We start from the raw sequence: 24,462 nt of genomic DNA on the forward strand, positions 1-24,462 counted from the left end.
CGGGTCGCCGAAGGCCACCATCGGCGTCGCGAAGCGCAGTTTGACCTGCTCGACCCGCTCGACCGATCCGAGCGGCGAAAACAACTCGACTGCAGCTTGCGGCGCGCTGGTCGCACTACTGGTGAGCAACGCGACTCCCATGACGGGGAGCAGACTGAGCCGGAGGTGATAACGCATCTCCGTCATGATGAAGCCGCCTTGTTACGGGCGCAATACTGTTTGTGAACCGGGGCTTAGAAAGCGCCTGCCGGTCCTGGAAAGACGACCGGGCTTTCCGCTCCGTCGGCGCCGATTGCGGAGACGCCGAAGAACCAGGTGTCGATGTCGATGCCCCGTACGGTCAATGTCGTCGCTCCCGCTGCGCTGTCGAGATGGTTCGTCCAGCTGGGCGAGGTCGTCGAGCGCCACCACACCCGGTACTTCGCAGCCCCCGCGACCGGCTGCCACTTCAGGACCGTGTCGTGCTTCAAGGCGCCTTCGCTGGTCACACCGGTCGGCGGTGCGGGAGCGGTGGCGAGTGCGGCGAGCGTCGCGACGTTGAGCCGGGTCACCTTGGCGAGATAGCTGAAGTCGACTCCGTCGATGGTGTCGCCGTAGACCTTGCCGGCCTCGGTGCGCAGGGTCTGGTGCTGGCGATCGTAGTTCTCCTGCCGCTCGGTGAAGCGGATGGCCGGATAGCCCGCTTCCAGCATCGGCACCTGGTCGCCGCCGCGGCCGTAGCGGTCGGTGCGATAGACCATCTCGACCTTCAGCCCGGCCTTGGGTCCGAGCAGCGCGACGTAGCGTGCCAGGTTGCGCGCCGGGGAGTCGAGTTCTCCGCCGTTATAGCGTCGCCGGGCGGCCTGTTCCGGGGTCTCCGTCGCCTTGGTGCCTTCCGAGAAGATGCGGACGACGCCGTCATCCTTGACCCCGCCGGAGCCGGTGGTGTTGCCGATGATGTCGTTATTGAGGTCGGCCTCGACCTTCCAGCCGCGGCGCTTGGCCTCGGCGGCGAGCAGGGCGCCGCCGTAGAGTCCCTGCTCCTCGCCCGACAGCACGGCGTAGACGATGGTCGCGGCGAACTTGTGCCGGCTCAGGACGCGCGCCGCCTCGATCACGGCGGCGGTGCCCGAGCCGTCGTCGTTCGCGCCCGGTGCGTCGCTGGTCGTGTCCATGACGTCGGTGACGCGGCTGTCGATGTGCCCGGCGATGATGACGACGCGGTCGGGATCGCTGGTGCCGCGCTGGATCGCCAGGACGTCGACGATCTGGGTGGGCGTCGGCAACCGGGCGCCGGTGACTGTCTGCGAAGGCGTCTCGATCGTCAGGCAGCCGCCGCAATCCTGCGAGAATCTGGCGAATTTAGCCGCGGTCCAGCGCCGTGCCGCGCCGATGCCGCGGGTCGGCGAGACCGTGTCAGACGCGGTGTGGCGGGTGCCGAAGCCGACCAGCGCGGTGATCGTCGAGCGTAGTTCGGCCGGCGAGACCTGTGCCGTCGGGGCCGGCGCCGCAGCGGTGGCGGCGAGCAGGACGGTCGCGGTGGCGGCCCGGATGAACATGCGCATGGTCCTTCGTTGATCGCCGATAACGCGGGTGAACGCCAGCGGGTCTCAACCTTCCTGCGATACGCAACGCGGTCGTTCAGCCCAGCCGGGACAGCCGCTGCAACGCGACCGCCAGTGGCAGCAGGCCGCGTGCCGCCTCGCAGCCGCACAGGGTGGCCAGCGCGGCACCGGCAACGTCGGGCTCGTTCGCCTGGCGCAGCACGAACAGCATCGCGCCCTCGTCGGCGAGGATCGACGCCGATCCCGGTTGCGCCAGCAGCAGCGGTCGGCGGGCGTGACTTGCGAGGCCGGCGAGCCAGCAGCGCAGCAGATGCTCGACGCCCAACGCCTCGCTGCCGAAGCGCCGGTGCAGCGCTGCCTGGACCGCGTGGCAGCGCGGCCAGGCGACCACCAGCCGCCGCATCGACCAGATCAGCAATGCCGCGTCACCGGGCAGCTCATCCGGACGATCGCGGCCGGAATCGCGATGCGGCAGGTGTCCCGGCTGGCTAAAATCGACGAACATCGGATTCTCCTCGACAACCCCGAGCCGAAGAATATGCGATTGCGAACGAGTTGCAATAGGGTTTCGTGCGAGCTTGTGTTTATTCGACCGGGGGGCGGGCGATCAGGTCAGACGATCCCGGGCAAGTTGCAGCTACTAACCTAATAGGCGCATCCTGTCAAGGTCGACGAACTTATCCTGATGAACCAGAGCTATGTCCGGCTCGCTCGGCCGGTACTAACCTGACACCCAAAAGCCAGCTAATACATTGAACTCACAAGCAAATAAGCCGCAAGCCGAGCGCACGAACAAAAACTGCCGCCCCGGCGTAAACCAGGACGGCAGTTGATACAGCAACGCTTGTTGAAAGCGCCTAGCGCCGGAAGAAGCGCCTCTGGTTCATCGGCATCGGGGCCGTCTTCTCACGGAAGACGATCCGGCCTTTGTCGAGATCGTACGGGGTCATTTCAACATGCACCCGGTCGCCGACGATCGAGCGGATGCGGTTCTTGCGCATCTTGCCCGCCGTATAGGCGATGATCTCGTGGTCGTTCTCCAGCTTCACGCGGAACCGGCCGTCAGGCAGGATTTCCGCGATGACGCCTTCGATCTTGAGCGCTTCTTCCTTCGCCATAAGCAGTTACGCCAGCGAGAGGTTGATCGCCGAGGCGCGGCCCTGACGGTCGTTCTCGACGTCGAACTTGACCTTCTGGCCTTCGTTCAGACCGTCGAGCCCAGCGCGCTCGACTGCCGAGATGTGAACGAACACGTCCTTCGACGCGCCGTCCGGGGCGATGAAGCCATAGCCCTTGGTGGTGTTGAAAAACTTCACGGTTCCGACCGCCATAGTCACGTCCTTACGTCGATTGCCCGCCCAGAACATCCAGGCCGAGCACCTCAGCTACGCTTCAACGATATGGGGGGCCAAAAAGCGCCACGTCCGTATCAGGCATCTTCGGCAAGGGCGATATGCGCTGTATCGATCGTAAATGCAAGGTCCTCGCAACTACGCCGCCAGTCCCGGCGCCCCGCCGCCCAGTCGTGCCCGCGATAAGCCCGCTCGCTATTGCTGTTAAGGTCCGGGAGGGGCTACATCGGCGGCGCATGAACAGCCGCGCGCTCCAGTCCGACCAGCCTCTGGGCGTACATCCGTTTCCCCACCGCCACCTGCTCGGTATTGCCGACCTGAAGCCGTGGGAAATCGTCTGGCTGCTCGACGAGGCCGAGACCTGGGTCGAGATCAACCGCGGCGCGCGCAAGCACGACGACCGGTTGCGCGGCCTGACCATCATCAACGCCTTCTTCGAGAACTCGACCCGGACGCTGCTGAGCTTCGAGATCGCCGGCAAGCGGCTGGGCGCCGACGTCGTCAACATGACCGTCGGCCAGTCGTCGGTGAAGAAGGGCGAGACGCTGCTCGACACCGCGCTGACCCTCAACGCCATGCACCCCGACGGCATCGTCATCCGCCACCAGGCGGCGGGCGCCGTCCAGCTCATCGCCGAGAAGGTCGACTGCCCGGTGCTCAATGCCGGCGACGGGCGCCACGAGCATCCGACGCAGGCGCTGCTCGACGCGCTGACCATCCGCCGGCGCAAGGGCAGGATCGAGGGGCTGACGGTGGCGATCTGCGGCGACATCCTGCACTCGCGGGTGGCGCGCTCGAACTTCCAGCTGCTCGGCTCGCTGGGCGCCAAGGTGCGCGCGGTGGCGCCGCCGACGCTGATCGGCAGCGATGTCGATCGCCTCGGGGTGGACGTCTATACCTCGATGGACGAGGGGCTCGACGGCGCCGACGTTGTGATGATGCTGCGGCTCCAGCGCGAGCGCATGACCGGCGGCTATGTCGCCAGCCCTCGCGAGTATTTCCACTTCTACGGGCTGACGGCGAAGCGGCTGGCCAAGGCGAAGCCCGACGTGCTGGTCATGCACCCGGGCCCGATGAACCGCGGGGTCGAGATCGATACCGCGGTGGCCGACGACATCGCCAAGTCGGCGATCACCGAGCAGGTCGAGATGGGCGTCGCGGTGCGCATGGCCTGCCTCGACGTGCTGACCCGCGCCCGCCGCGGCATCGAGGGTTGGGCGTGACCGTCCTCGCCTTCATCAACGCCGCCAATATCGGCACTGTCATCGTCCGCGACCGCGTCATCGCGGGCATCGGCGATGCGCCGCCCGCCGACGCCCAGGTCATCGATTGCAAGGGCCGCTTTCTCAGTGCCGGGCTGATCGACGCGGGCGTCTTCAAGGCGGATGCGGCGGCCTGCCTGGCGGGCGGCATCACCCGCGTCGTGCTGATGCCCGACCGCTCGCCGCCGCTCGACGATCCGGCGCTGATCGAGTTTGCCCAGCGCATCGGCAAGCCCGACGTCTGGGTCCATCCGCTGGCGGCGGCGACGCGCGGCCTCGAAGGGCTGGAGCTTGCCGAGATCGGCCTGTGCATGGAGGCGGGGGCCGTGGGTGCCGCGACCGGGCGCAGCGGCATCGCCGACGCCGGGGTCATGCTGCGGCTGATGCAATACGCCAGCGGCTTCGGCATCGTCGTGGTCAGCCATGCCGAGGATGCCGCGCTGATCGGCGACGCGGTCGCCACCTCGGGCGAGTTCGCGACCCGGCTCGGCCTGCCGTCGGCGCCGGCCTTTGCCGAGAGCATAATCGTCGCGCGCGACCTGCGGCTGGCCGAGGCGACCGGCTGCCGCCTGCATTTCCGCCAGGTCACCACCGCCGAGAGCATCGAGCTGGTCCGTGCCGCCAAGGCGCGCGGCATCCCGGTGACCTGCGGCGTCACCCCGGCGCACTTCCTGCTCAACGACCAGGCGGTCAGCGGCTATCGGACCTTTGCCCGGCTATCGCCGCCGCTACGCCACGAGGACGACCGCCAGGCGGTGCTCGACGGGATCGTCGACGGCACCATCGACCTGATCGCCAGCGGCCACGACCCGCGGACGCAGGAGGACAAGCGCCTGCCCTTCGCCGATGCCGAGCCGGGCATGGTCGGGGCGGAGACGCTGCTGCCACTGGCGCTGACGCTCGCCCATGACGGCCGGCTGAGCGTGGCGCAGGTGCTGGAGCGGATGACCGCCGCACCGGCGCGGATCTTCGGCCTGCGCGGCGGGCGGATCGACGTCGGCGCGCCCGCCGACCTTGCGCTGATCGATCCCGGCGCGCCGTGGCGGATCGATGCCGACAGCGGCGCCGCCTCGGCTGGAAACACGCCGTTCGACGGGCTGCCGGTGCAGGGCCGGGTGGTCATGACGGTTAAGGGTGGCGACATCGTATGGAGTTTATGAAACGGTCATGCTGAGCTTGATTGCACTCGCCGCCGTCAGTGCGGCCGCCCCGTCCACGGCTCCCGCCTCGGTCAAGTCCGGCGTCGAGCATTGGCGGCTGGGCGAGTATCCGGCTGCCGTCGCCGCGTGGCTGCCGTTTGCGGCGCAGGGCGATGCCGACGCGCTGTTCAACATGGGCCAGGCGTACAAGCTGGGGCGCGGCGTCGCCAAGGACCCGACGATCGCCCGCGATTATTACCGCAAGGCCGCGGTCAAGGGCCACCTGCCGGCGCAGGCCAACCTCGGCATCGCGCTGTTCCAGGCGGGCGAGAAGCCCGAGGCGGTGCGCTGGCTCAAGACCGCCGCCGACCGGGGCGAGCCGAGGGCGCAGTATGTCTTTGGTATCGCTGCCTATAACGGCGACGGGACGCCCAAGAACCTGGGTGCGGCCTATGCCTATCTGCTGCGCGCCAAGGCGAGCGGGCTGGCGCAGGCGACCACGGCGCTGGGATCGATCGAGCCGGTGCTGACGCCCGATGCGCGCGCTGCCGGTACCGCGATGGCAGCGAACATGGCGAACGGCGTCGCGCCGGCGATCCCGACACAGGAGCCGCTGACTACCCGCATGGCGAGCGCGGCGTCGGCGGCGCTGGCGGCGGTGTTGCCGAAGAAGGCCGATGTGCTGAAGGCCCCGCCGGCCCCGGTGGCGATCGCGACGTCGGCTCCCGTTCCGACGCCCGCCCCGGTGGTGCGCACGCCGACCCCGACCTCGAGCCCGGCCGTCGTGGCGAGCGCGCCGAAGCCGACGCCTGCCGCGACCCCGCCTGCGCAGATCGCGACGGCAACCGTCAGGCCGCCGACGCCCGCACCGATCGTCACCGCGGCACCGGCCCCCAATCCCGCGCCCGTCGTTGCCAATCCGCCGGTCATGACCGGGCCGAAGTCGGTCTATATGGACGCCGATGCGGCCAAGGCGGCAGCGCCGAAGCCGGCCGAGATCGCGACGGTCGACGTGCCGACGGCAGCTGCTCCGAAGCCGCCCGAGGTCAAGCCTGCCGCACCGGTGGTCGCTGCGCCGAAGCCCGAGCCGGTGAAGGTCGCCGAGGTCAAGCCGCCGGCACCGACCGGCTGGCGCGTCCAGCTCGGTGCATTCTCGAACAAGAAGGCGGCGGACGAGGCCTGGACCTCGGTCAAGACCGCGCAGGCGACCGCGATCGGCAAGGCCAAGCCGATCTTCGACACCAGCGGCCCGGTGGTCAAATTCCAGCTCGGGCCGTTCGCCAGTCGCGACGCGGCACGCGATGTCTGCGCCAAGCTGGCGTTCGCCGGCCGCGCCTGTTTCGTGACCCAGGGCTAGGCGGCGGGGGAGGGTGTCCTCCCCCCTTGCGATCAGGCGGCGGCGAGCTGCCTGACGCCCGGCCACTTCGCCCATAGCGCCACCCGCTGCGCCGCGACCTTCTCCGCCGCCGCATCCTTGACGACACCGAAGCCGCGGACCGCCAGCGGCAGCGACGCGATCTCGACCGCCAGCGAACCATTGTCCGGCGTCAGCCCGGCCAGCAGGCGCTCGACCTCGGCCTCATAATCGGTGATCGCCGCCCGCTCGGCGCGGCGCTCATGGCTATAGCCGAACACGTCGAAGGCGGTGCCGCGCAAGCCCTTCAGCTTCGCCAGCATGCCGAACGCGGTGAAGATCCACGGCCCGAAGCTGTACTTGCGCGGCCGTCCGGTCGCCGGGTCGAGCTTGGCGAAGATCGGCGGGCTGAGCTGGACGCGCGGCTTGCCACCGACGAACTGCGCATCGAACGCGGCGCGGAAACGCCCGTCGGAGTAGAGCCGCCCAACCTCGTATTCGTCCTTGTAGGCCAGCAGCTTGTAGTAACTCCGCGCGACTGCCTCGGCGAGTTGCTCGTTGCCCGCGGCGCGGACCTTGGCGACCAGCCCGGTGAAACGCTCGGCATAGGCGGCGTCCTGGTAGGTGGTCAGGTCGGCGACGCGCTTCTCGATCATGCCGTCGAGCGTCGTCGCGGGGGCCTCGGGCTTGGGGCCACGTGCCGCCTCGACCATCGCGACGACCTTCTCGGGCGACGACGCGAGCAGCCGGCCGAGCGCGAACGCCCGCTTGTTGAAGTCGATGGCGACGCCGTTCAACTCGATCGCCGCTTCCAGGCTGGCCAGCTTCAGCGGGATCAGCCCCGACTGCCAGGCATAGCCCATCAACAGGATGTTCGCCCCAATCGCATCGCCGAGCAGCGCCACGGCGATCGTATCCGCGGCGACGAAGCTGGTGGCGTTGGGGTTGGCGGCCTTGCGGATTGCCCGCTCGACCTGCGCCGAGCGGAAATCCAGGTCGCGGTTGCGGACGAAGTCCGAGGTCGGCGCGATGTCGGCGTTGGCGACGACGGCGGTGCGCGTCGGCACCATCAGCGTCTGCGTCGGCTTGTCGGCCGCGACCACGGCATCGCAGGCTAGCACCAGGTCGGCGGCGCCCGAGATGATCCGCGGCGACTGCAACGGGCTCTCCAGCGCGGCGAGACGGACGTGCGAATAGACCGCGCCGCCCTTCTGCGCGAGGCCGGCCATGTCGGCGGTGGTCGCCGACAGCCCCTCGATGTGCCCCGCCGTCCCGAGCAGCGCCGAGACGGTCAGCACGCCGGTGCCGCCGATGCCGGTGACCATGATGTTGAAGCCCTCGCCGGGCGCCGGCAGGACGGGATCGGCAACGCCGCTCAGGTCGATGCTGGCGGCGAGGTTCTTCGCCTCGGCCTTGCGGATCTGGGCGTCATCGACGGTGACGAAGCTCGGGCAGAAGCCCTTGAGGCAGCTATAGTCCTTGTTGCAGCTCGACTGGTTGATGCGGCGCTTGCGGCCGAACTCGGTCTCCTGCGGCTCGATGCTGACGCAGTTCGACTGGACCGAGCAGTCGCCGCAGCCCTCGCAGACCGCGGCGTTGATGAACACCCGGCGCTTGGGGTCGTCCATGGTCTTGCGCTTGCGGCGGCGGCGCTTCTCGGCGGCGCAGGTCTGGTCGAAGATGATGACCGTGCAGCCCGGCGTCGCGATGAACTCCTCCTGAATCGCCGGCAGCGCCGAACGATCGAGCAGCCGCACCGTCGGGGGCAGGGTGACGCCCTGGTAGCGCGACAGATCCTCGGTCAGCACGACGACCTTCTTGGCGTTCTCGGCGACCATCTGGTGCGCGATCTGGTCGACCGACAGCTCGCCGTCGTGCTTCTGGCCGCCGGTCATGGCGACGGCGTCGTTGTAGAGGATCTTGTAGGTGATGTTCACCCCGGCCGCGATCGACTGGCGCACTGCGAGCAGCCCGGAGTGGAAATACGTCCCGTCGCCGAGGTTGGCGAAGACGTGGTTCTCCGACGTGAACGGCGCCTCGCCGACCCAGGTCACGCCCTCGCCGCCCATCTGGGTGAAGGTCTCGGCGCGGTCCATCCACAAGGCCATGATGTGGCAGCCGATTCCAGCCAGCGCGCGCGAGCCTTCTGGCGGCTTGGTCGAGGTGTTGTGCGGGCAGCCCGAGCAGAAATACGGCGTGCGCTTGATCGGCGTCTCATAGGCCGAGGCCTTGTTCGCCTGGTCGGCGAAGAACGCCAGCCGGCCGCGGATCGCGTCGGTGTCGTAGTATTTCTGGATGCGTCCGGCGACGACGTTGGCGATCACGCCCGGCGTCAGCTCGTTGTCGGGGGACAGCAGCCACTCGCCGTTCTCGTCGTGCTTGCCGACGACGCGCGGGCGCACGGCTTCGCGCCAGTTGTAGAGCTGCCAGCGCAACTGGTGCTCGATGAACTCGCGCTTCTCCTCGATGACGAGGACTTCCTCCAGCCCTTCGGCGAAGGCGCGGATGCCGTCGGGCTCGAGCGGCCAGGGCATGCCGACCTTGTAGACGCGCAGGCCGATCTGCGCCGCGACCTCGGCGTCGATGCCGAGCTCGTCGAGCGCTTCCATCGTGTCGGCGTGCGCCTTGCCGGTGGTGATGATGCCGAACCGGGGCTTGGGCGTGTCCCAGATGATCCGGTCGATGTGGTTGGCCTTGGCGAAGGCGAGGGCGGCAAAGCCCTTGTAGCGCTGCAGCCGGGTGTCTTCCTCGCGCCAGATGTCGCCGCCGCGGATGTGGATGCCGCCTTCGGGAAAGTCGAACGTCGGCAGGATGATGCCGCGATGCTCGTTCGCCAGGTCGATGGTGGCCGAGGTCTCGACGGTGTCGGCGGTGGCCTTGAAGCCGACCCAGGTACCGGCGAAACGCGACATCGCGAAGCCGAGCAGGCCGTACTCGACGAACTCGTGCACCGACGACGGCGCGAGGAACGGCACGAACGCCGCCTGGAAATTATGATCCGACTGGTGGGGCAGGGTGGAGGACTTGGCGCCGTGGTCGTCGCCGACGATCGCTAGCACGCCGCCGTTGGGCGAGGTGCCCGCGGCATTGGCGTGCTTCAGCACGTCCATGGCGCGGTCGAGGCCGGGGCCCTTGCCGTACCAGATGCCGAACACGCCATCGACCGTCGCGCCGGGCCGCATGCCGACATGCTGCGAGCCCCAGACGGCGGTGGCGCCGAGCTCCTCGTTGACGCCCGGGACGAAGACGATGTTCTGCTCGGCGAGCAGCTTCTTGGTGCGCCACAGCTCCTGGTCGTAGGCGCCGAGCGGCGAGCCGCGATAGCCGGAGATGAAGCCGCCGGTGTTGAGCCCGGCCGCCGCATCGCGACGCCGCTGGACCAGTGGCAGGCGGACCAGCGCCTGGACCCCCGACATGAAGACGCGGCCGCTGTCGAAGCGATACTTGTCATCGAGCGTGACCGGCGGAAGACCAGCGACCATAAACACTTCCCCAAGCAATTAGGTCAATACTACTGCCCTAACTTTGAAAAGCAAGTGCGGCAATTTCTACAGGGGAAACGACCCGGGTGCGCCGTCGGGTCCGCGCCGGGCGCAGCACTGCGCCGGGGAAATCGTCTGGTACTGGCGGTCTAGCCTAGTTGATCGGTGGGACGGCGGTCGCGGCTTCGGTGAAGCTCGCGGGGGTGTTGCCGCGGACGGGGGCGGGCATGTCGAGCAGGCGCGCCGTGGCGAGGATAGCGTCGATGCGAGCCTCGGCGATCGCGCGCTTCTCCCGCGTCCGGGCCAACTGGCTGGCGAGGTCGGTTTCGAGCACGACGAGCGCATCGACGCCGGCACGCTCCCGAGCGATCAACTCACCAACGCGGTCCGCATTGCCGAGATAGGAGGCAGCGGCAGGCTTGCCCTCCAACTGGGTCGCGCGCGACTCATATTCGTCGGCCAGCAGCAGCGCCGCGGTGGCGGCATGGCCCCGGACACCGGCAACCAGACGCCGGATCTTGGCGGCATGCTCTCTATAATCATCGGCATCGGTCACAGAGATACTCTTTACTAATTACCAACAAATCATTCACTTATCTGGAACAGTTCGGATACGCAATGGTTGATTTGCGGTTTTCCGTCGGGCTGCGTCAAAGCCGCGCCGGACACCCCAAACAGGCCGAAAAAGCCTTGAACCGGCGAGGAAACAACCAAGCCGGCGGCGGAACTCCAGCACGCCCGTCAGGTTCCTCCGCGACCACGATCCCCCCGCATGGAGTACCGACATGAACCCCCAAGCCAGTCGTCCGCTCGCGCTCGTCACCGGTGCCTCGAGCGGCATCGGCCTCGAACTCGCCCGCCAGTTCGCCAGGAACGGCTATGACCTGATCATCAACTCCGAGGATGCCGCCGGCCTCGAAGCCGCGGCGCAGTCGCTGCAGGCGGAGGGCGGACAGGTCACCACGGCGCTCGCCGACCTGCGCACTCGCGACGGCGTCCACACCGTGCTGGAGACGTCGCAGAGCCTCGGCCGCCCGCTCGACGTGCTGTGCGCCAACGCCGGTGTCGGACTCGGTGGACGCTTCACCGAGACCGATCTCGACACCGAGCTCGACATGATCCAGCTCAACGTCGCCAGCCAGGTTCACCTGGTCAAACATGTCGCCCGAGCGATGGCCGACCGCCGCGACGGCCGCATCCTAATCACCGGGTCGATCGCCGGGCTGATGCCGGGCAGCTTCCAGTCGGTCTACAACGGCACTAAGGCGTTCCTCGACAGCTGGGGCGAGGCGATCCGCGAGGAGCTGAAGGAGCAGAACGTCGTCGTCACCGTGCTGATGCCGGGCGCGACCGAGACCGAGTTCTTCCACCGCGCCGAGATGGACGACACCAAGGTCGGCGAGTCGAAGAAGATGTCGGCGGAGGACGTCGCCAAGGTCGGTTACGAGGCGCTGATGGCCAATGACGACCATGTCGTCGCGGGCCTGAAGAACAAGTTTCAGGCGCTGATGACCAACATCCTGCCCGATCCGGCATTGGCCAAGCTGCACCGTGACATGGCCCAGCCGAACGCCGAAAAGGCAGCGGCGGAATAAGCCGCCGGAGGACAGCCGATGCCGGACCACGCGCCACGCCAGTCGATCATGTCGGCCCGACAGTCGACCGGGTTTCGGATGAAGATCGGCAAGTCGGTGCGGATCGGCGCGCGCGTCGACGTCACGCCAGTGGGGCTGTTGGCGATCGGCGCGCTGGTCTCGGCGATCCTGTTGTCGGTGCCGCCGATCATCCGTGCCGCGGCCGAGGTCAAGTCGGCCCGGCACGGCTGAACCCCGGACAGCAAAACGCCCGCTGCATCGCTGCAGCGGGCGTTTCGTTGCGTCCGGGGCGGCTGGTTAGGCGGCCTTGTCCTTGGCGAGCATGCGGATCGGCTCCTTGAGGCCGCCGACGACTTCCTTGTCGACGACGATCTCCTCGATGCCTTCGAGGCCGGGCAGGTCGAACATCGTGTCGAGCAGGATCGACTCCATGATCGAACGAAGCCCGCGGGCGCCGGTACGACGCTCGATGGCGCGCTTGGCGATCGCCGACAGTGCATCGACCTCGAAGCTCAGCTTGACGCCTTCCATCTCGAACAGGCGGGCGTACTGCTTCGACAGCGCGTTCTTCGGCTCGGTCAGGATCTTGATCAGCGCCGGCTCGTCGAGATCTTCCAGCGTCGCGATGACCGGCAAACGGCCGACGAACTCCGGGATCAGGCCGAACTTGAGCAGGTCCTCGGGCTCGCACAGGCGCAGCAGCTGGCCGGTACGACGCTCGTCCGGTGCGGCGACATGCGCGCCGAAGCCGATCGACTTGCCCTGCAGGCGGTCGCCGATGATCTTCTCGAGGCCGCTGAACGCGCCGCCACAGATGAACAGGATGTTCGTCGTGTCGACCTGCAGGAACTCCTGCTGCGGATGCTTGCGGCCACCCTGCGGCGGCACCGACGCGGTGGTGCCTTCCATGATCTTGAGCAGCGCCTGCTGGACGCCCTCGCCGCTCACGTCGCGGGTGATCGAGGGGTTGTCGGCCTTGCGGCTGATCTTGTCGATCTCGTCGATGTAGACGATGCCGCGCTGTGCCCGCTCGACATTGTAGTCGGAGGCCTGGAGCAGCTTCAGGATGATGTTCTCGACATCCTCGCCGACGTAACCGGCTTCGGTCAGCGTCGTCGCATCGGCCATGGTGAACGGCACGTCGAGGATGCGCGCCAGCGTCTGGGCGAGCAGCGTCTTGCCGCAGCCGGTCGGGCCAACGAGCAGGATGTTCGACTTCGCCAGCTCGACCTCGGCGCCCTTGGCGCCGTGGTTCAGCCGCTTGTAGTGGTTGTGGACCGCCACCGACAGGACGCGCTTGGCATGCATCTGGCCGATGACGTAATCGTCGAGGACCTTGCAGATTTCGCGCGGCGTCGGGACACCGTCCTTGGTTTTCACCAGGGCGGTCTTGGTTTCCTCGCGGATGATGTCGTTGCACAGCTCGACGCACTCATCGCAGATGAATACCGTCGGTCCGGCAATCAGCTTGCGGACCTCGTGCTGGCTCTTGCCGCAGAAACTGCAGTAGAGCGTGTTCTTCGAGTCCCCGCCACTCAACTTGGTCATGGGCTTCCTCTCCGGCCAAAGGCCAGTCTAGCGAACTTTACCGCAACGCGGCAAGCCACGGTAACCGCTGACGGTAACAATAACGTAATTGCGGCGGCGATGGGTTAACACCGCCGCGACAAAATAATTGCGGATGCTCGCCCGATCAGGCGGCGCGCAACCCGGTTTCGCCCTCGGTCGGCAGCGGGCGCTTGTCCTCGATCGTGTCGATCAGGCCGAACACCTTGGCTTCCTCGGCGGACATGAACTTGTCGCGGTCCATGGCGCGCTCGATGGTGTCGAGGTCCTGGCCGGTGTGCTTGACGTACAGTTCGTTCAGCGCATGCCGGACGCGGATGATCTCGCGCGCCTGGATCTCGATGTCCGACGCCATGCCCTGCGCGCCGCCCGACGGCTGGTGGATCATGATGCGGGCGTTCTTCAGCGCGACGCGCATGCCCGGCTCACCGGCGGCGAGCAGGAAGCTGCCCATCGACGCGGCCTGGCCGATGCAGACGGTGCCGACCTTGGGCCGGATGTACTGCATGGTGTCGTAGATCGCCATGCCGGCGGTGATCACGCCGCCCGGCGAGTTGATGTACATGAAGATGTCCTTCTTCGGGTTCTCGGACTCGAGAAAGAGCAGCTGGGCGACGATGACCGAGGCCATATGGTCCTCGACCTGGCCGGTGACGAAGATGATGCGCTCGCGCAGCAGGCGCGAGTAGATGTCGAACGAACGCTCGCCGCGGTTCGACTGTTCGATGACGATCGGGACGAGTCCGGCAGCGATATCGTTGTGGAAATTCATACGGTGCTCCGTGCGCATCCGAGCGTGGATGCTGGACTGCCAACATCGGCGTGAACCGCCCAAGCTTCAAGCCCCCAGCGAGGCCGATGCCCGGGCGGTAACGACGATGTTATTCAGCGACCTTCTTGGCGCGCTTGGGCTTGGGCAGCGCCGCTTCGACGGGAGCCTCGGCGACGACGGCGGCGTCGGTCGCGACCGGGGCGGCCTCGACTGCTTCCGGCTCGGCAGCGACGACCTTGGGCTTCTTGGCGCGCGGTGCCTTGGCCGGTGCGGCCTCGGCTGCCGGTGCGTGGTCGTGGGCGCCATGGTCGTGGCCGCTATGGTCGTGACCTTCGTGCGAATGGTCATGGCCGCAGTCGGGACCGTGGACGTGACCGCCCGGGGTCTCGTCGTCGCTCTCGATCTCGGCCATCAGGTCTTCGCGGCTGACGGTGCGCTCGCTGACTTCCGCCTTGCCGATCAGGTAGTCGACGACCTTGTCCTCGTACAGGGGCGCGCGCAGCTGGGCGGCCGCCATCGCGTTTTCCTGGAAGTACTTGACGACCTGCTGCTGCTCCTTGGGGTACTTGCTCGCCTCCTGGGCGATCAGGCGGTTCATCTCGGCCTGGGTGACGTTGACGCCGCCCTGCTGGCCGATCTCCGACAGCAGCAGCCCGAGGCGGACGCGGCGCTCGGCGATGCGGCGATACTCGGGACGCTCGTCCTCCAGCTTGGCCTTGGCACCCTCGGCGTCGTCCTCATGGCTCGCCTCGTGCTCGACCTGCTGCCAGATCTGCTCGAACTCGGCCTCGACCATCGACTCGGGCACGGCGAAGTCGTGCGCTGCGGCGAGGGTGTCGAGCAGCTTGCGCTTCATGTGGGTGCGGGTCAGCTGGCCCAGCTCGCTGCGCTGCTGGTCCTTGAGGATGTCCTTGAGCGCCTCGAGGCTGTCGATGCCGAGGTTCTTGGCGAACGCCTCGTCGATCTCGACGGGGGCGGCGGTCTGGACCTCGTTGACGGTGACGGCGAACTCGGCGTCGCGGCCCTTGAGGTAGTCGACGTTGTAATCCTCGGGGAAAGTCACCTTGACGGTGCGCTCGTCGTTGGCCTTGACGCCGACCAGCTGGTCTTCGAAGCCCGGGATGAGCTGGCCGGAGCCGAGCTCGATGCGCATGCCCTCGCCCTTGCCGCCGTCGAACTCGACACCGTCGACGCTGCCGACGAAGTCGATCAGCACGGCATCGCCGATCGCTGCGACATGCTCCTTGTCGGCGGCTTCGAAGCTCTTCTGCTGGTCCGCCAGGCGGCGCAGCGCGGTTTCCATCTCGGACTCGTCGGGCTCGACGGTCAGCTTCTCGAGCTTGAGGCCGTCGATCTGCGGCGCCTCGATGGTCGGCAGCACTTCGACGGCAACCTTGAACGCGATGTCCTCGTCGCTGTCGATGTCACCGATCAGGTCGACCTGCGGCTGCATCGCGGGACGCAGCTTGTGGTCCGCCATCAGCTGCTGGACGCTCTCGTTGACCGCCGCTTGGACCGCGTCGTTGCGCAGCGCGGCGCCGTGCATCTTCTTGACCAGGTTCAACGGCACCTTTCCAGGCCGGAAGCCGGGCATACGGACCTGCTTGGCAACCTCGACGGCCTGCTTGTCGACCTTGGCCGCGACGGTCGCCGCGGGGATGTGCACGCTGTATTCGCGCTTCAGGCCTTCGTTCAGCGTCTCGGCAATGCGCATGTCGTATTTCCGTCTTTCTATTCGGCCATGGTGCGGGCGAAGGGACTCGAACCCCCACATCTTACGATACTTGGACCTAAACCAAGCGCGTCTACCAATTCCGCCACGCCCGCAAGGGTGAGGCGGGGGTCTATAGCAGGGAGGGGGGCAGGTGCAAGGCGATGGTGAAATGGAGCGGCAATGCGCGCCCCGCGCCTAGGTCAGCCACAGGCGGATGATGAAGCCGACCGCGCCGACCACCGCAACGCTGGCCGCCCATAGCCCGACGAACCATGCGAGCTTCTTCAATGATAGCCCTCGTGGCCGACCTTGCCGCGGAACACCCAATAGGCATAGCCGGAGTAGGCGAGGATGATCGGCACCATGATGCCGGCGCCGACCAGCATGAACAGCTGCGACTTGGCGGGGGCAGCGGCCTGCCAGATCGTCACCTGGCCGGGGATGAGGTAGGGGAACATGCTGACCCCCAGCCCGATGAAGCTGAGCAGGAACAGCGCCAGCGCATGCAGGAACGGCGCCAGTTCGGCACGCTTCGACAGCGAGCGGAAAAAGCCCAGCGCGGCCGCCCCGGCCAGCACCGGCACGACGGCGAGGTAATAGATGTTGGGCGTGCTGAACCAGCGGTCGTAGTAATTGCCCTTGAGGAACGGCGTCGCCAGGCTGACCGCCAGCACCGCGACCGAGGTGGCGATGCCGAACACCCACGCCAGGCGATAGGCGCGGTCCTGCAGCTCGGCCTCGGTCCGGTAGATCAGCCAGCAGGCGCCGAGCAGGCCGTAGCCGACCACCACCGACGCCCCGGTCAACAGGCTGAACGGCGACAGCCATTCCCACCACAGGCCCGAATAGCTGCGCCCGGTGACCGAGACGCCCTGCAATATCGCGCCGAGGATGACGCCCTGCGAAAACGCCGCGACCAGCGAGCCGCCGAAAAAGGCGAGGTCCCAGATCGGCTGGCGCGTCGTCCGCCAGCGAAATTCGAACGACACCCCGCGCAGCACCAGCCCGAGCAGCATGGCGATCAGCGGCACGTAGATCGCCGGCATGATGATCGCGAAGGCCAGCGGGAACGCCGCCATCAGCCCGCCGCCGCCCAGCACCAGCCAGGTCTCGTTGCCGTCCCACACCGGCGCCACCGAGTTCATCGTGATGTCCCGCTGTCGGCCGCGGTCGAGCAGCGGGAACAGGATGCCGATGCCGAGGTCGAAGCCGTCCATGACGACATAGGCGAACACCGAGAACGCCAGGATCAGCGCCCAGATCACCGTCAGGTCGAAGCTGAAGCCCATGCCGCTACTCCGCCGGATTGAGGCTGAGCGCGGGGTCCTGGCCCGGGGCCGGGGTGATGCCGGCGGTACGCGTCGGGCCCCCCTGCGGAACGCCGGTCTCGCCGGGGTGCGGGGCATGGCCCATCAGTTGCAGGATGAACCAGGTGCCGATGCCGAACACGACGAAATAGACGATGACAAAGGCGGTCAGCGATGCGGCGATGGCGGGCGCGCTGACCGGCGACAGCGAATCGGCGGTGCGCATCAGGCCGAAGACGGTGAACGGCTGGCGCCCGCTCTCGGTCGTCGCCCAGCCCGCCAGCACCGCGACGAAGCCCGACGGCCCCATCAGCACCGCCGCCCGGTGCAGCCACGGCCAGTCGAACAGCCTGCGGCGCCAGCGCGCCAACAGGCTCCACAATCCCAGCCCGAGCATCGCGAAGCCGATCGCGACCATGATCCGGAAGGTCCAGAACACGATGTGCACCGGCGGCCAGTCGCGCCTGGGGACGGCGTCGAGCCCGGCCAGCGGTGCGTTCAGGTCGTGCTTGAGGATCAGCGAGCCGACCTTGGGGATCTCGACCGCGTGGCGCATCACGCCGGCCTTGTCGTCGGGGATGCCGAACAGCGTCAGCGGCGCGCCGTTCGGGTGAGAGCGGTAGTTGCCCTCCATCGCCGCGACCTTGGCGGGCTGGTATTTCAGCGTGTTGAGGCCGTGCTCGTCGCCCGCGAAAATCTGCACCGGGGCGACCAGCGCCGCCATCCACATCGCCATCGAGAACATCACCCGGGCGCCCTCGGTATTGTGGCTGTCGTTGCCCTTCGCCGTCTCGCGCCGCCCCTTGAGCAGGTGCCACGCCCCGACGCCGCCGACGACCAGCGCCGTCGTCAGATACGCCGCCAGCACGGTATGGACGAGGCGGTAGGGCATCGACGGGTTGAAGATCACCGCCCACCAGTCGAGCGGCACGAACTGGTTCTGCGCGTTGATCGCATAGCCCTGCGGCGTGTGCATCCAGCTGTTGACGACGATGATCCAGAACGCCGAGATCGCCGTGCCGACCGCCACCGCCAGCGTCGCGACGAAGTGCAGCTTGCGGCCGACGCGCTCCATGCCGAACAGCATGACCCCCAGGAAGCCGGCCTCGAGAAAGAAGGCGGTGAGCACTTCATAGGCCATCAGCGGCCCGATCACCGGGCCGGCGCGGTCGCTGAACTGCGCCCAGTTGGTGCCGAACTGATAGGACATGACGATGCCCGAGACGACGCCCATGGCAAAGGCGATGGCGAAGATCTTCAGCCAGTATTTGAACAGGTTGATGTAGACCTCGCGCCCGGTCCACAGCCACAGGCCCTCCAGCACCGCGAGATAGCTCGCCAGCCCGATCGAAAAGGCCGGGAAGATGAAGTGGAACGAGATGGTGAAAGCGAACTGCGCTCGCGCCAGATCGATCGCCGCCAGGTTGCTGAACATGAACGCCGCTATACCATAGGGTGGGCGCGCGCAGGATAGTCATTGCGGGTGCGACGTTGGCGGCCCGCGCCACGAGACTTGCCCCCACCATCCCGACCCGGCATCACCGTGCCATGTCACACGACCTCGCCATCGCGCGCGCCGCGACCCTTCGCCCGATCGCCGATGTCGCGGCCGACATCGGCATCCCGCACGATGCGCTGGAGCCGTACGGCAAGCATATCGCCAAGCTGACCCAGCCCTATCTCGACTCGCTTGCTGCCCGACCGCCCGGTAGGCTGGTGCTCGTCACTGCGATCAACCCGACACCGGCGGGCGAGGGCAAGACCACCACCACGATCGGACTGGGCGATGCGCTCAACCGCATCGGGCGGCGCACGGTGATCGCGCTGCGCGAGCCGTCGCTGGGGCCGGTGTTCGGGCGCAAGGGCGGGGCGACCGGCGGCGGCCATGCCCAGGTCGTGCCGATGGAGCGGATCAACCTGCATTTCACCGGCGATTTCCATGCCATCGGCGCGGCGCACAATCTGCTGTCGGCGATGATCGACAACCAGCTTTACTGGGGCGGCGGGGCAGGGCTCGACCCGCGGCGCGTGACGTGGCGACGCGTCGTCGACATGAACGACCGCGCGCTGCGCCGGATCGCGGTCGGGCTGGGCGACGGCAAGAACGGCCCGGCGCGCGAAACCGGCTTCGACATCACCGTCGCCAGCGAGGTCATGGCGGTGCTGTGCCTTGCCAGCGGACCCGCCGACCTGGTGGCGCGACTGGAGCGGATCATCGTCGGGCGGACCGCCGCGGGGAAGTCGGTGACGGCAGGCGACCTCGATGCGGCGGGGGCGATGGCGGTGCTGCTGGCGGAGGCGGTACTGCCCAACCTCGTGCAGACGCTGGGCGGGTCGCCGGCGCTGATCCATGGCGGGCCGTTCGCCAACATCGCGCACGGCTGCAACTCGGTCATCGCCACTCGCGCCGCGCTGGCGCTGGGCGAGTTCGCGGTTACCGAGGCGGGCTTCGGCGCCGATCTGGGGGCGGAGAAGTTCCTCGACATCAAGTGCCGGTCGAGCGGCCTGTCGCCCAGCGCCTGCGTCGTCGTTGCCACCGTCCGCGCCCTCAAGATGCAGGGCGGCGTCGCCAAGGACCGGCTGGGCGCGGAGGACCTCGGCGCGGTCGAGACCGGCTTCGCCAACCTTGCCCGCCATGTCGAGAACATGCGCGGCTTCGGCCTGCCGGTGCTGGTCGCCCTCAACGCCTTCGCCGGCGACACCGCGGTGGAGCAGGCGCGGCTGGTCGAGCTGTGCGCCGGCATCGGGGTCGAGGCGCATGTCTGCACCCATTGGGCGGACGGCGCGGCGGGAGCCGAGGGACTGGCCCGCGCCGTCGCCGCACTTACCGATGCCGCACCGGTTGCGGACCTGCGCCTGCTGTATCCCGACGACATGCCGCTCGCCGACAAGGTGCGTACGGTCGCGCAGCGCGTCTACCGCGCCGCCGATGTCGCCTTCAGCCCGGCGGCGCGCCGCGACCTTGCCCGGTTCGAGGCGGACGGCTTCCGCGACTTCCCGGTTTGCATGGCCAAGACGCCGTACAGCTTCACCGCCGACGAGACGCTGATCGGCGCGCCGTCGGGCTTCGTGCTGCCGGTCGAGGAGGTCCGCCTCAGCGCCGGCGCGGGGTTCGTCGTCGCCTTGTGCGGAGCGGTCAGTACCATGCCGGGCCTGCCGCGCGTTCCGTCCGCGACGCATATCCGGCTGGGTGCCGACGGGTTGATCGAGGGACTGTCATGAAGCTGCTCGTCCTGGCCGCGCTGCTGCTCGCCACCCCGGCGCTGGCCGACGACCTGCGTGACCTGTGCCCGGACCGGCCGGGGCAGGGCACGCCGCCGTGTATCGTCGACAAGGGCCATGTCCTGATCGAGTTCGGCGTCGGCGCGTTCGAGCATGACAAGCAGCCCGACAGCATCACCAACAGCTTCACCGGCGGCGACGTCACCGCCCGCCTCGGCCTGACCGACCGGCTGGAAGTGCTGGCCGAATGGAGCGCCTATAACCGCGTCCACGAGCGCGACCGGGCCACCGGGGCCACCACCACAGACCATGGCGTCGGCGATGTGCTGCTGGGGTTCAAGTACAGCCTGGCCAACCCCGACGGCAAAGGCGTGTCGGTCGCCGTCCAGCCCTTCGTCACCGCCCCCACCGCCAAGTCCGCCATCGGCGCCGGCGGCTGGACCCAGGGCATCGAGGTGCCCGTCAGCATCGACCTGACCGACGACCTGCAGCTCGGCCTGACCCCGATTATCGAGCGCCTGCCCGACACCTTGGGCAGCGGCCACCACGCCGCCTATTCGCTGGTCACCGAGCTCGACCGCGCCTTAGGCCCGACCACCATCGGCGTCGAGCTCTACGCCAGCCGCGACACCGACCCCGGCGCCCACGAAACCCAGGCCAGCTTCGACGTGACGTTGGCGCAGACGGTCGGCAAGGACCTCCAACTCGACGGTGAGGTCGACGCGGGCCTGACGCACGACACGCCCGACGTGCGCGTCCTTGTCGGCTTTGCGCGGCGGTTCTGACGCGGCGTCAGCGAAAGCCGTCGACGACGCTGGCGATCAGCACCTGCGGGACCAGTGCCTCGGGCACCTCGACCGTCTCGGTGCCGCGCGCGCCCTTGCGGCTGATCCGGTAGGTAAACCCGTCGGCGACCGGCTTCACGGAGGCGCGCTTGCGGCCCGCAAACAGCGCATCGACCGTCGCCCGGTCGGGCACCGCAAGATCGGAATAAGCGTATTCGCCCCGGCTCTGCAGGTTGGGGCCGCCGAAACCGGCGAGCCCGCCAAGCCGTTCGATGGTCAACCATCCCATGTCGTGCGGTCTTTCGATCGTGCGGCTACAGCCCGACAGACTTCCAGCCGGCATCGACAGCAGCAGGAACGGCAGCATCGTCGGCAAACATCGTCTTGGCCAGTTTGCGCGTCCGGTTGGCAAAGGTCTTCATCGTCATGTTGGGGCTCGGCTTGAAGCCGGTCATCGCCTGATACCAGATCTTGCCGGCGGTTTCCCAGCTTTTGCCGCCGATCGCCCTGGCGATGTTGCAGAACGCCAGATTGGGGATGCCGCTGCTGTAGTGCGGGTCCATGCCCGGCTTGATGTCGGCGAACTTGAATGGTTGCGGCGCCAGGCAGTGCTTCGCCCCCGGGCTCGCCATGTCGCGCAGGCAGGTGAAGCCGCGCGCCTTCGACCCCGGCCCCATGATGTCCTTGCCGATCAGCCAGTCGGCGGCGGCGACGTCCTGCCCGGCCCGCCACTGGCGGAACATCGAGCCAAAGACGTCGGAGATGCTCTCGTTCAGGCCGCCCGCCTGGTTGGTGTAAGCGAGCTGCAGGGTGAACTGCGTCACGCCGTGCGTCAGTTCATGGCCGATGACGTCGTTCGACTGGGTGAAGTCGGTGAACAGATTGTCGTCGCCGTCGCCGTACGTCATTCGCAGGCCGTTCCAGAAGGCGTTGTTGAACTTGACGCCGTAGTGCACCGACGAGCCCAGCGTCATGCCCTGTCCGTCGACCGAGTTACGCCCGAACACCTCCTTGTAGAACCGCGCCAGCGCCGTGGTTTCCTCGAATGCGCTCTTCACCGGCAAGTCGGTCGAGCTGCCCGGCTTGGCGATCGGGGTTCCGGGCAGCGACTGGCTATGCTTGCAGTCGGCGACGGTGATCGCCGGTGTCGGCGCGACGGTCGCCGGCGCCGTGCCGATGGAGCTGGTCAGAGCGCTGAGCCGACCGGCCTGGACGCGCAACTTCCGCAGCTCGGCGCCGACCGCGGCGGTATCGCTCATCGCCTTGCGCTCGTCGTCCGAAAGCTGCCTGTCCTTCGACAGGCGCTCGAGGACGTCGTTGGGAACGATGTAGCAGTGGCAGGTCATGGCGTGGCCTCGTGACCGGACTACCGTCCGGTCGGCAGATATATCTCCGACCCCAGTTCGACGAACTCGGCACTCTTTGCCGCCATGCCGGCTTCGGCATCGAGGAACCCGTCGGCGTTCTGCTTCGCCGCGTACTCGCGCACTTCCTGCGTGATCTTCATCGAGCAGAACTTCGGGCCACACATTGAGCAGAAGTGCGCGGTCTTGGCGCCTTCTGCCGGCAGGGTTTCGTCATGGTATTTCAGGGCGGTCTCGGGGTCCAAAGACAGGTTGAACTGGTCGCGCCAGCGGAAGTCGAAGCGGGCGCGGGAGACGGCGTCGTCGCGGTGCTGGGCGCCGGGGTGGCCCTTCGCCAGGTCGGCGGCGTGGGCGGCCAGCTTATAGGTGATGACGCCGACCTTGACGTCGTCGCGGTCGGGCAGGCCGAGGTGCTCCTTGGGGGTGACGTAGCAGAGCATGGCGCAGCCGAACCAGCCGATCATCGCGGCGCCGATGCCGCTGGTGATGTGGTCGTAGCCGGGGGCGATGTCCGTGGTGAGCGGCCCGAGGGTGTAGAAGGGCGCCTCGCCGCAGACCGCGAGCTGCTTCTCCATGTTGACCTTGATCTTGTGCATCGGGACGTGGCCCGGGCCCTCGATCATCACCTGCACGTCGTTGGCCCAGGCGATCTTGGTCAGCTCGCCCAGCGTATCGAGCTCGGCGAATTGCGCGGCGTCGTTGGCGTCGGCGATGCTGCCGGGGCGCAGGCCGTCACCCAGGCTGAAGCTGATGTCGTAGGCCTTCATGATCTCGCAGATCTCGGCGAAGTGCGTGTAGGTGAAGTTCTCCTTGTGGTGCGCCAGGCACCACTTCGCGTGGATCGAGCCGCCGCGGCTGACGATGCCGGTAACGCGCTTGGCGGTCAGGTGGATGTACGCCAGGCGGACGCCGGCGTGGATGGTGAAATAGTCGACGCCCTGCTCGGCCTGCTCGATCAGCGTGTCGCGGTAGATCTCCCAGGTCAGGTCCTCGGCGACGCCGCCGACCTTCTCCAGCGCCTGGTAGATCGGCACGGTGCCGATCGGGACGGGGGAGTTGCGGACGATCCACTCGCGGGTGTTGTGGATGTTGCGGCCGGTCGACAGGTCCATGACGGTGTCGCCGCCCCAGCGGATCGACCAGACCATCTTTTCGACCTCCTCGGCGACCGAGGAAGCGACGGCGGAGTTGCCGATGTTGGCGTTGATCTTGACCAGGAAATTGCGCCCGATCGCCATCGGCTCGCACTCGGGGTGGTTGATGTTCGACGGGATGATGGCGCGGCCGCGGGCGATCTCGTCGCGGACGAACTCGGGGGTGACATAGTCGGGGATGGAGGCACCGAAATCCTCGCCGTCGCGAATGACGCCGGCAAGCTGGGCGCGGCCGAGGTTCTCGCGGATCGCGACATATTCCATCTCGGGCGTGACGATGCCGCGGCGGGCATAGTGCATCTGCGTGACGTTCATGCCGGGCTTGGCGCGCAGCGGCATATGGTTGACGTTGGGATAGGTCGAGACGTCGGGCTGCATCCGCCCGGTCAGGCCGTTGTCCTCCGGCTTGACCTCGCGGCCGGGGTAGCGCTCGACATCGCCGCGCGCCATCGTCCAGGCGGTGCGCAGCGGCGGCAGGCCGGCGGCGATGTCGATGACGGCATCAGGGTCGGTGTAGGGGCCGCTCGGGTCGTAAATGCGGACCGGGTCCTCGTTGGCGCTGGGGTCGAGGCGGACTTCGCGCATGGCGACGCGGATGTCGGGAAAGCGCTCGCCGGGGACATAGACCTTGTGGCTGCCGGGCAGCGGACCGGTGGTCACCGGCATTTCGATCTTGGACTGGATGTCGGCCATGCGCGTCGCTCCACAAAAATCTCGGGTGGAGGCTATGCGGACGGTTACGGCCCGCTCCCTCCCTCCGCCGGGGTCAACCGGATCAGGTTCAGCGGGTCGTGGCCGGATCGCCACCTCTCAGCCGCACGCGCGGCCCCCCGGGGAAGCGTCGTTTGTG

22 protein-coding genes, 1 tRNA gene and 1 riboswitch are annotated in these 24,462 nt (G+C 67.7%); of the genes, 7 read left to right on the top strand and 16 right to left on the bottom strand.

What is annotated here, in order from left to right:
• Positions 1-233: 233 nt before the first annotated feature.
• The 4 genes from ACOFKW_RS11115 to ACOFKW_RS11130 form a co-directional block, all read right to left on the bottom strand.
• Positions 234-1,538, bottom strand: a complete 1,305-nt coding sequence (locus tag ACOFKW_RS11115; RefSeq protein WP_419814219.1) for a M20/M25/M40 family metallo-hydrolase — start codon at positions 1,536-1,538, stop codon at positions 234-236.
• A gap of 82 nt (positions 1,539-1,620) precedes the next feature.
• On the bottom strand, positions 1,621-2,049 hold the full coding sequence (locus ACOFKW_RS11120; protein WP_419814220.1) for a hypothetical protein: 429 nt from the start codon (positions 2,047-2,049) through the stop codon (positions 1,621-1,623).
• A 352-nt stretch (positions 2,050-2,401) separates the two neighbouring features.
• Positions 2,402-2,662 (bottom strand): translation initiation factor IF-1, encoded by a 261-nt coding sequence (infA, locus tag ACOFKW_RS11125; RefSeq protein WP_419814221.1) that lies wholly within the window; start codon positions 2,660-2,662, stop codon positions 2,402-2,404.
• Positions 2,663-2,668: 6 nt separating this feature from the next.
• A complete protein-coding gene (locus tag ACOFKW_RS11130) occupies positions 2,669-2,875 on the bottom strand; it encodes a cold-shock protein (RefSeq protein WP_144237864.1) in 207 nt (68 codons plus the stop codon).
• A 257-nt stretch (positions 2,876-3,132) separates the two neighbouring features.
• On the opposite strand from ACOFKW_RS11130, the gene ACOFKW_RS11135 reads away from it, so the two are divergent.
• From ACOFKW_RS11135 to ACOFKW_RS11145, 3 genes are read left to right on the top strand one after another with little or no spacing between them, the layout of a single operon-like run.
• Positions 3,133-4,119: an aspartate carbamoyltransferase catalytic subunit gene (locus ACOFKW_RS11135; RefSeq protein WP_419814222.1), complete on the top strand. Its 987-nt coding sequence runs from the start codon at positions 3,133-3,135 to the stop codon at positions 4,117-4,119.
• Positions 4,116-5,318, top strand: a complete 1,203-nt coding sequence (locus ACOFKW_RS11140; RefSeq protein ID WP_419814223.1) for a dihydroorotase — start codon at positions 4,116-4,118, stop codon at positions 5,316-5,318. Before ACOFKW_RS11135 ends, ACOFKW_RS11140 begins: the two co-directional genes overlap by 4 nt.
• A gap of 7 nt (positions 5,319-5,325) precedes the next feature.
• Positions 5,326-6,654 carry an SPOR domain-containing protein gene (locus ACOFKW_RS11145; RefSeq protein WP_419814224.1) on the top strand — a complete coding sequence of 443 codons (1,329 nt, stop codon included), beginning with the start codon at positions 5,326-5,328 and terminating at the stop codon, positions 6,652-6,654.
• 32 nt (positions 6,655-6,686) lie between these two features.
• Here ACOFKW_RS11145 and ACOFKW_RS11150 read toward each other — a convergent pair whose 3' ends face one another.
• A complete protein-coding gene (locus tag ACOFKW_RS11150; protein WP_419814225.1) occupies positions 6,687-10,133 on the bottom strand; it encodes an indolepyruvate ferredoxin oxidoreductase family protein in 3,447 nt (1,148 codons plus the stop codon).
• A gap of 154 nt (positions 10,134-10,287) precedes the next feature.
• On the bottom strand, positions 10,288-10,689 hold the full coding sequence (locus ACOFKW_RS11155) for a hypothetical protein (protein WP_419814226.1): 402 nt from the start codon (positions 10,687-10,689) through the stop codon (positions 10,288-10,290).
• A 229-nt stretch (positions 10,690-10,918) separates the two neighbouring features.
• Here ACOFKW_RS11155 and ACOFKW_RS11160 point away from each other — a divergent pair, with 229 nt between their 5' ends.
• Complete coding sequence (locus ACOFKW_RS11160) at positions 10,919-11,728, top strand: SDR family NAD(P)-dependent oxidoreductase (protein ID WP_419814227.1); 810 nt, start codon at positions 10,919-10,921, stop codon at positions 11,726-11,728.
• 18 nt (positions 11,729-11,746) lie between these two features.
• On the top strand, positions 11,747-11,959 hold the full coding sequence (locus tag ACOFKW_RS11165; RefSeq protein ID WP_419814228.1) for a hypothetical protein: 213 nt from the start codon (positions 11,747-11,749) through the stop codon (positions 11,957-11,959).
• Between the two features lie 66 nt (positions 11,960-12,025).
• Here ACOFKW_RS11165 and clpX read toward each other — a convergent pair whose 3' ends face one another.
• The 7 genes from clpX to ACOFKW_RS11200 all read right to left on the bottom strand — a co-directional run bounded on the left by clpX (position 12,026) and on the right by ACOFKW_RS11200 (position 18,522).
• Positions 12,026-13,276, bottom strand: coding sequence for an ATP-dependent Clp protease ATP-binding subunit ClpX (clpX, locus tag ACOFKW_RS11170; protein ID WP_419814229.1), 1,251 nt, complete (start codon positions 13,274-13,276; stop codon positions 12,026-12,028).
• A 145-nt stretch (positions 13,277-13,421) separates the two neighbouring features.
• Entirely contained in the window at positions 13,422-14,066 is a 645-nt protein-coding gene (gene clpP / locus ACOFKW_RS11175; RefSeq protein WP_419814230.1) for an ATP-dependent Clp endopeptidase proteolytic subunit ClpP, read from the bottom strand.
• 109 nt (positions 14,067-14,175) lie between these two features.
• The gene (gene tig / locus ACOFKW_RS11180) at positions 14,176-15,780 is read right to left on the bottom strand and encodes a trigger factor (RefSeq protein WP_419814231.1); all 1,605 of its coding nucleotides are present in this window, start codon (positions 15,778-15,780) and stop codon (positions 14,176-14,178) included.
• Between the two features lie 28 nt (positions 15,781-15,808).
• A tRNA-Leu gene (locus tag ACOFKW_RS11185) sits at positions 15,809-15,893 on the bottom strand.
• A gap of 82 nt (positions 15,894-15,975) precedes the next feature.
• Entirely contained in the window at positions 15,976-16,068 is a 93-nt protein-coding gene (locus ACOFKW_RS11190; protein WP_419814232.1) for a DUF2474 domain-containing protein, read from the bottom strand.
• Positions 16,065-17,069, bottom strand: coding sequence for a cytochrome d ubiquinol oxidase subunit II (gene cydB / locus ACOFKW_RS11195; RefSeq protein ID WP_419814233.1), 1,005 nt, complete (start codon positions 17,067-17,069; stop codon positions 16,065-16,067). Before cydB ends, ACOFKW_RS11190 begins: the two co-directional genes overlap by 4 nt.
• A 4-nt stretch (positions 17,070-17,073) precedes the next feature.
• Complete coding sequence (locus ACOFKW_RS11200; RefSeq protein ID WP_419814234.1) at positions 17,074-18,522, bottom strand: cytochrome ubiquinol oxidase subunit I; 1,449 nt, start codon at positions 18,520-18,522, stop codon at positions 17,074-17,076.
• A 113-nt stretch (positions 18,523-18,635) separates the two neighbouring features.
• Between ACOFKW_RS11200 and ACOFKW_RS11205 the strand changes: the two genes are divergently transcribed.
• On the top strand, positions 18,636-20,309 hold the full coding sequence (locus tag ACOFKW_RS11205) for a formate--tetrahydrofolate ligase (RefSeq protein ID WP_419814235.1): 1,674 nt from the start codon (positions 18,636-18,638) through the stop codon (positions 20,307-20,309).
• Entirely contained in the window at positions 20,306-21,094 is a 789-nt protein-coding gene (locus tag ACOFKW_RS11210; protein WP_419814236.1) for a transporter, read from the top strand. Before ACOFKW_RS11205 ends, ACOFKW_RS11210 begins: the two co-directional genes overlap by 4 nt.
• A 7-nt stretch (positions 21,095-21,101) precedes the next feature.
• Here the strand turns inward: ACOFKW_RS11210 and ACOFKW_RS11215 are convergent, their stop codons facing one another.
• The 3 genes from ACOFKW_RS11215 to thiC are packed head-to-tail and all read right to left on the bottom strand — an operon-like array spanning position 21,102 to position 24,305.
• Positions 21,102-21,374, bottom strand: coding sequence for a protealysin inhibitor emfourin (locus ACOFKW_RS11215; RefSeq protein WP_419814237.1), 273 nt, complete (start codon positions 21,372-21,374; stop codon positions 21,102-21,104).
• Between the two features lie 34 nt (positions 21,375-21,408).
• A complete protein-coding gene (locus tag ACOFKW_RS11220; RefSeq protein WP_419814238.1) occupies positions 21,409-22,440 on the bottom strand; it encodes a M4 family metallopeptidase in 1,032 nt (343 codons plus the stop codon).
• A 20-nt stretch (positions 22,441-22,460) separates the two neighbouring features.
• The gene (gene thiC, locus ACOFKW_RS11225; RefSeq protein WP_419814239.1) at positions 22,461-24,305 is read right to left on the bottom strand and encodes a phosphomethylpyrimidine synthase ThiC; all 1,845 of its coding nucleotides are present in this window, start codon (positions 24,303-24,305) and stop codon (positions 22,461-22,463) included.
• Between the two features lie 42 nt (positions 24,306-24,347).
• Positions 24,348-24,455, bottom strand: a riboswitch (TPP riboswitch).
• Positions 24,456-24,462: the final 7 nt, after the last annotated feature.

The sequence above is a fragment of the Glacieibacterium sp. genome (assembly GCF_965200405.1).
Lineage (GTDB): Bacteria > Pseudomonadota > Alphaproteobacteria > Sphingomonadales > Sphingomonadaceae > Glacieibacterium.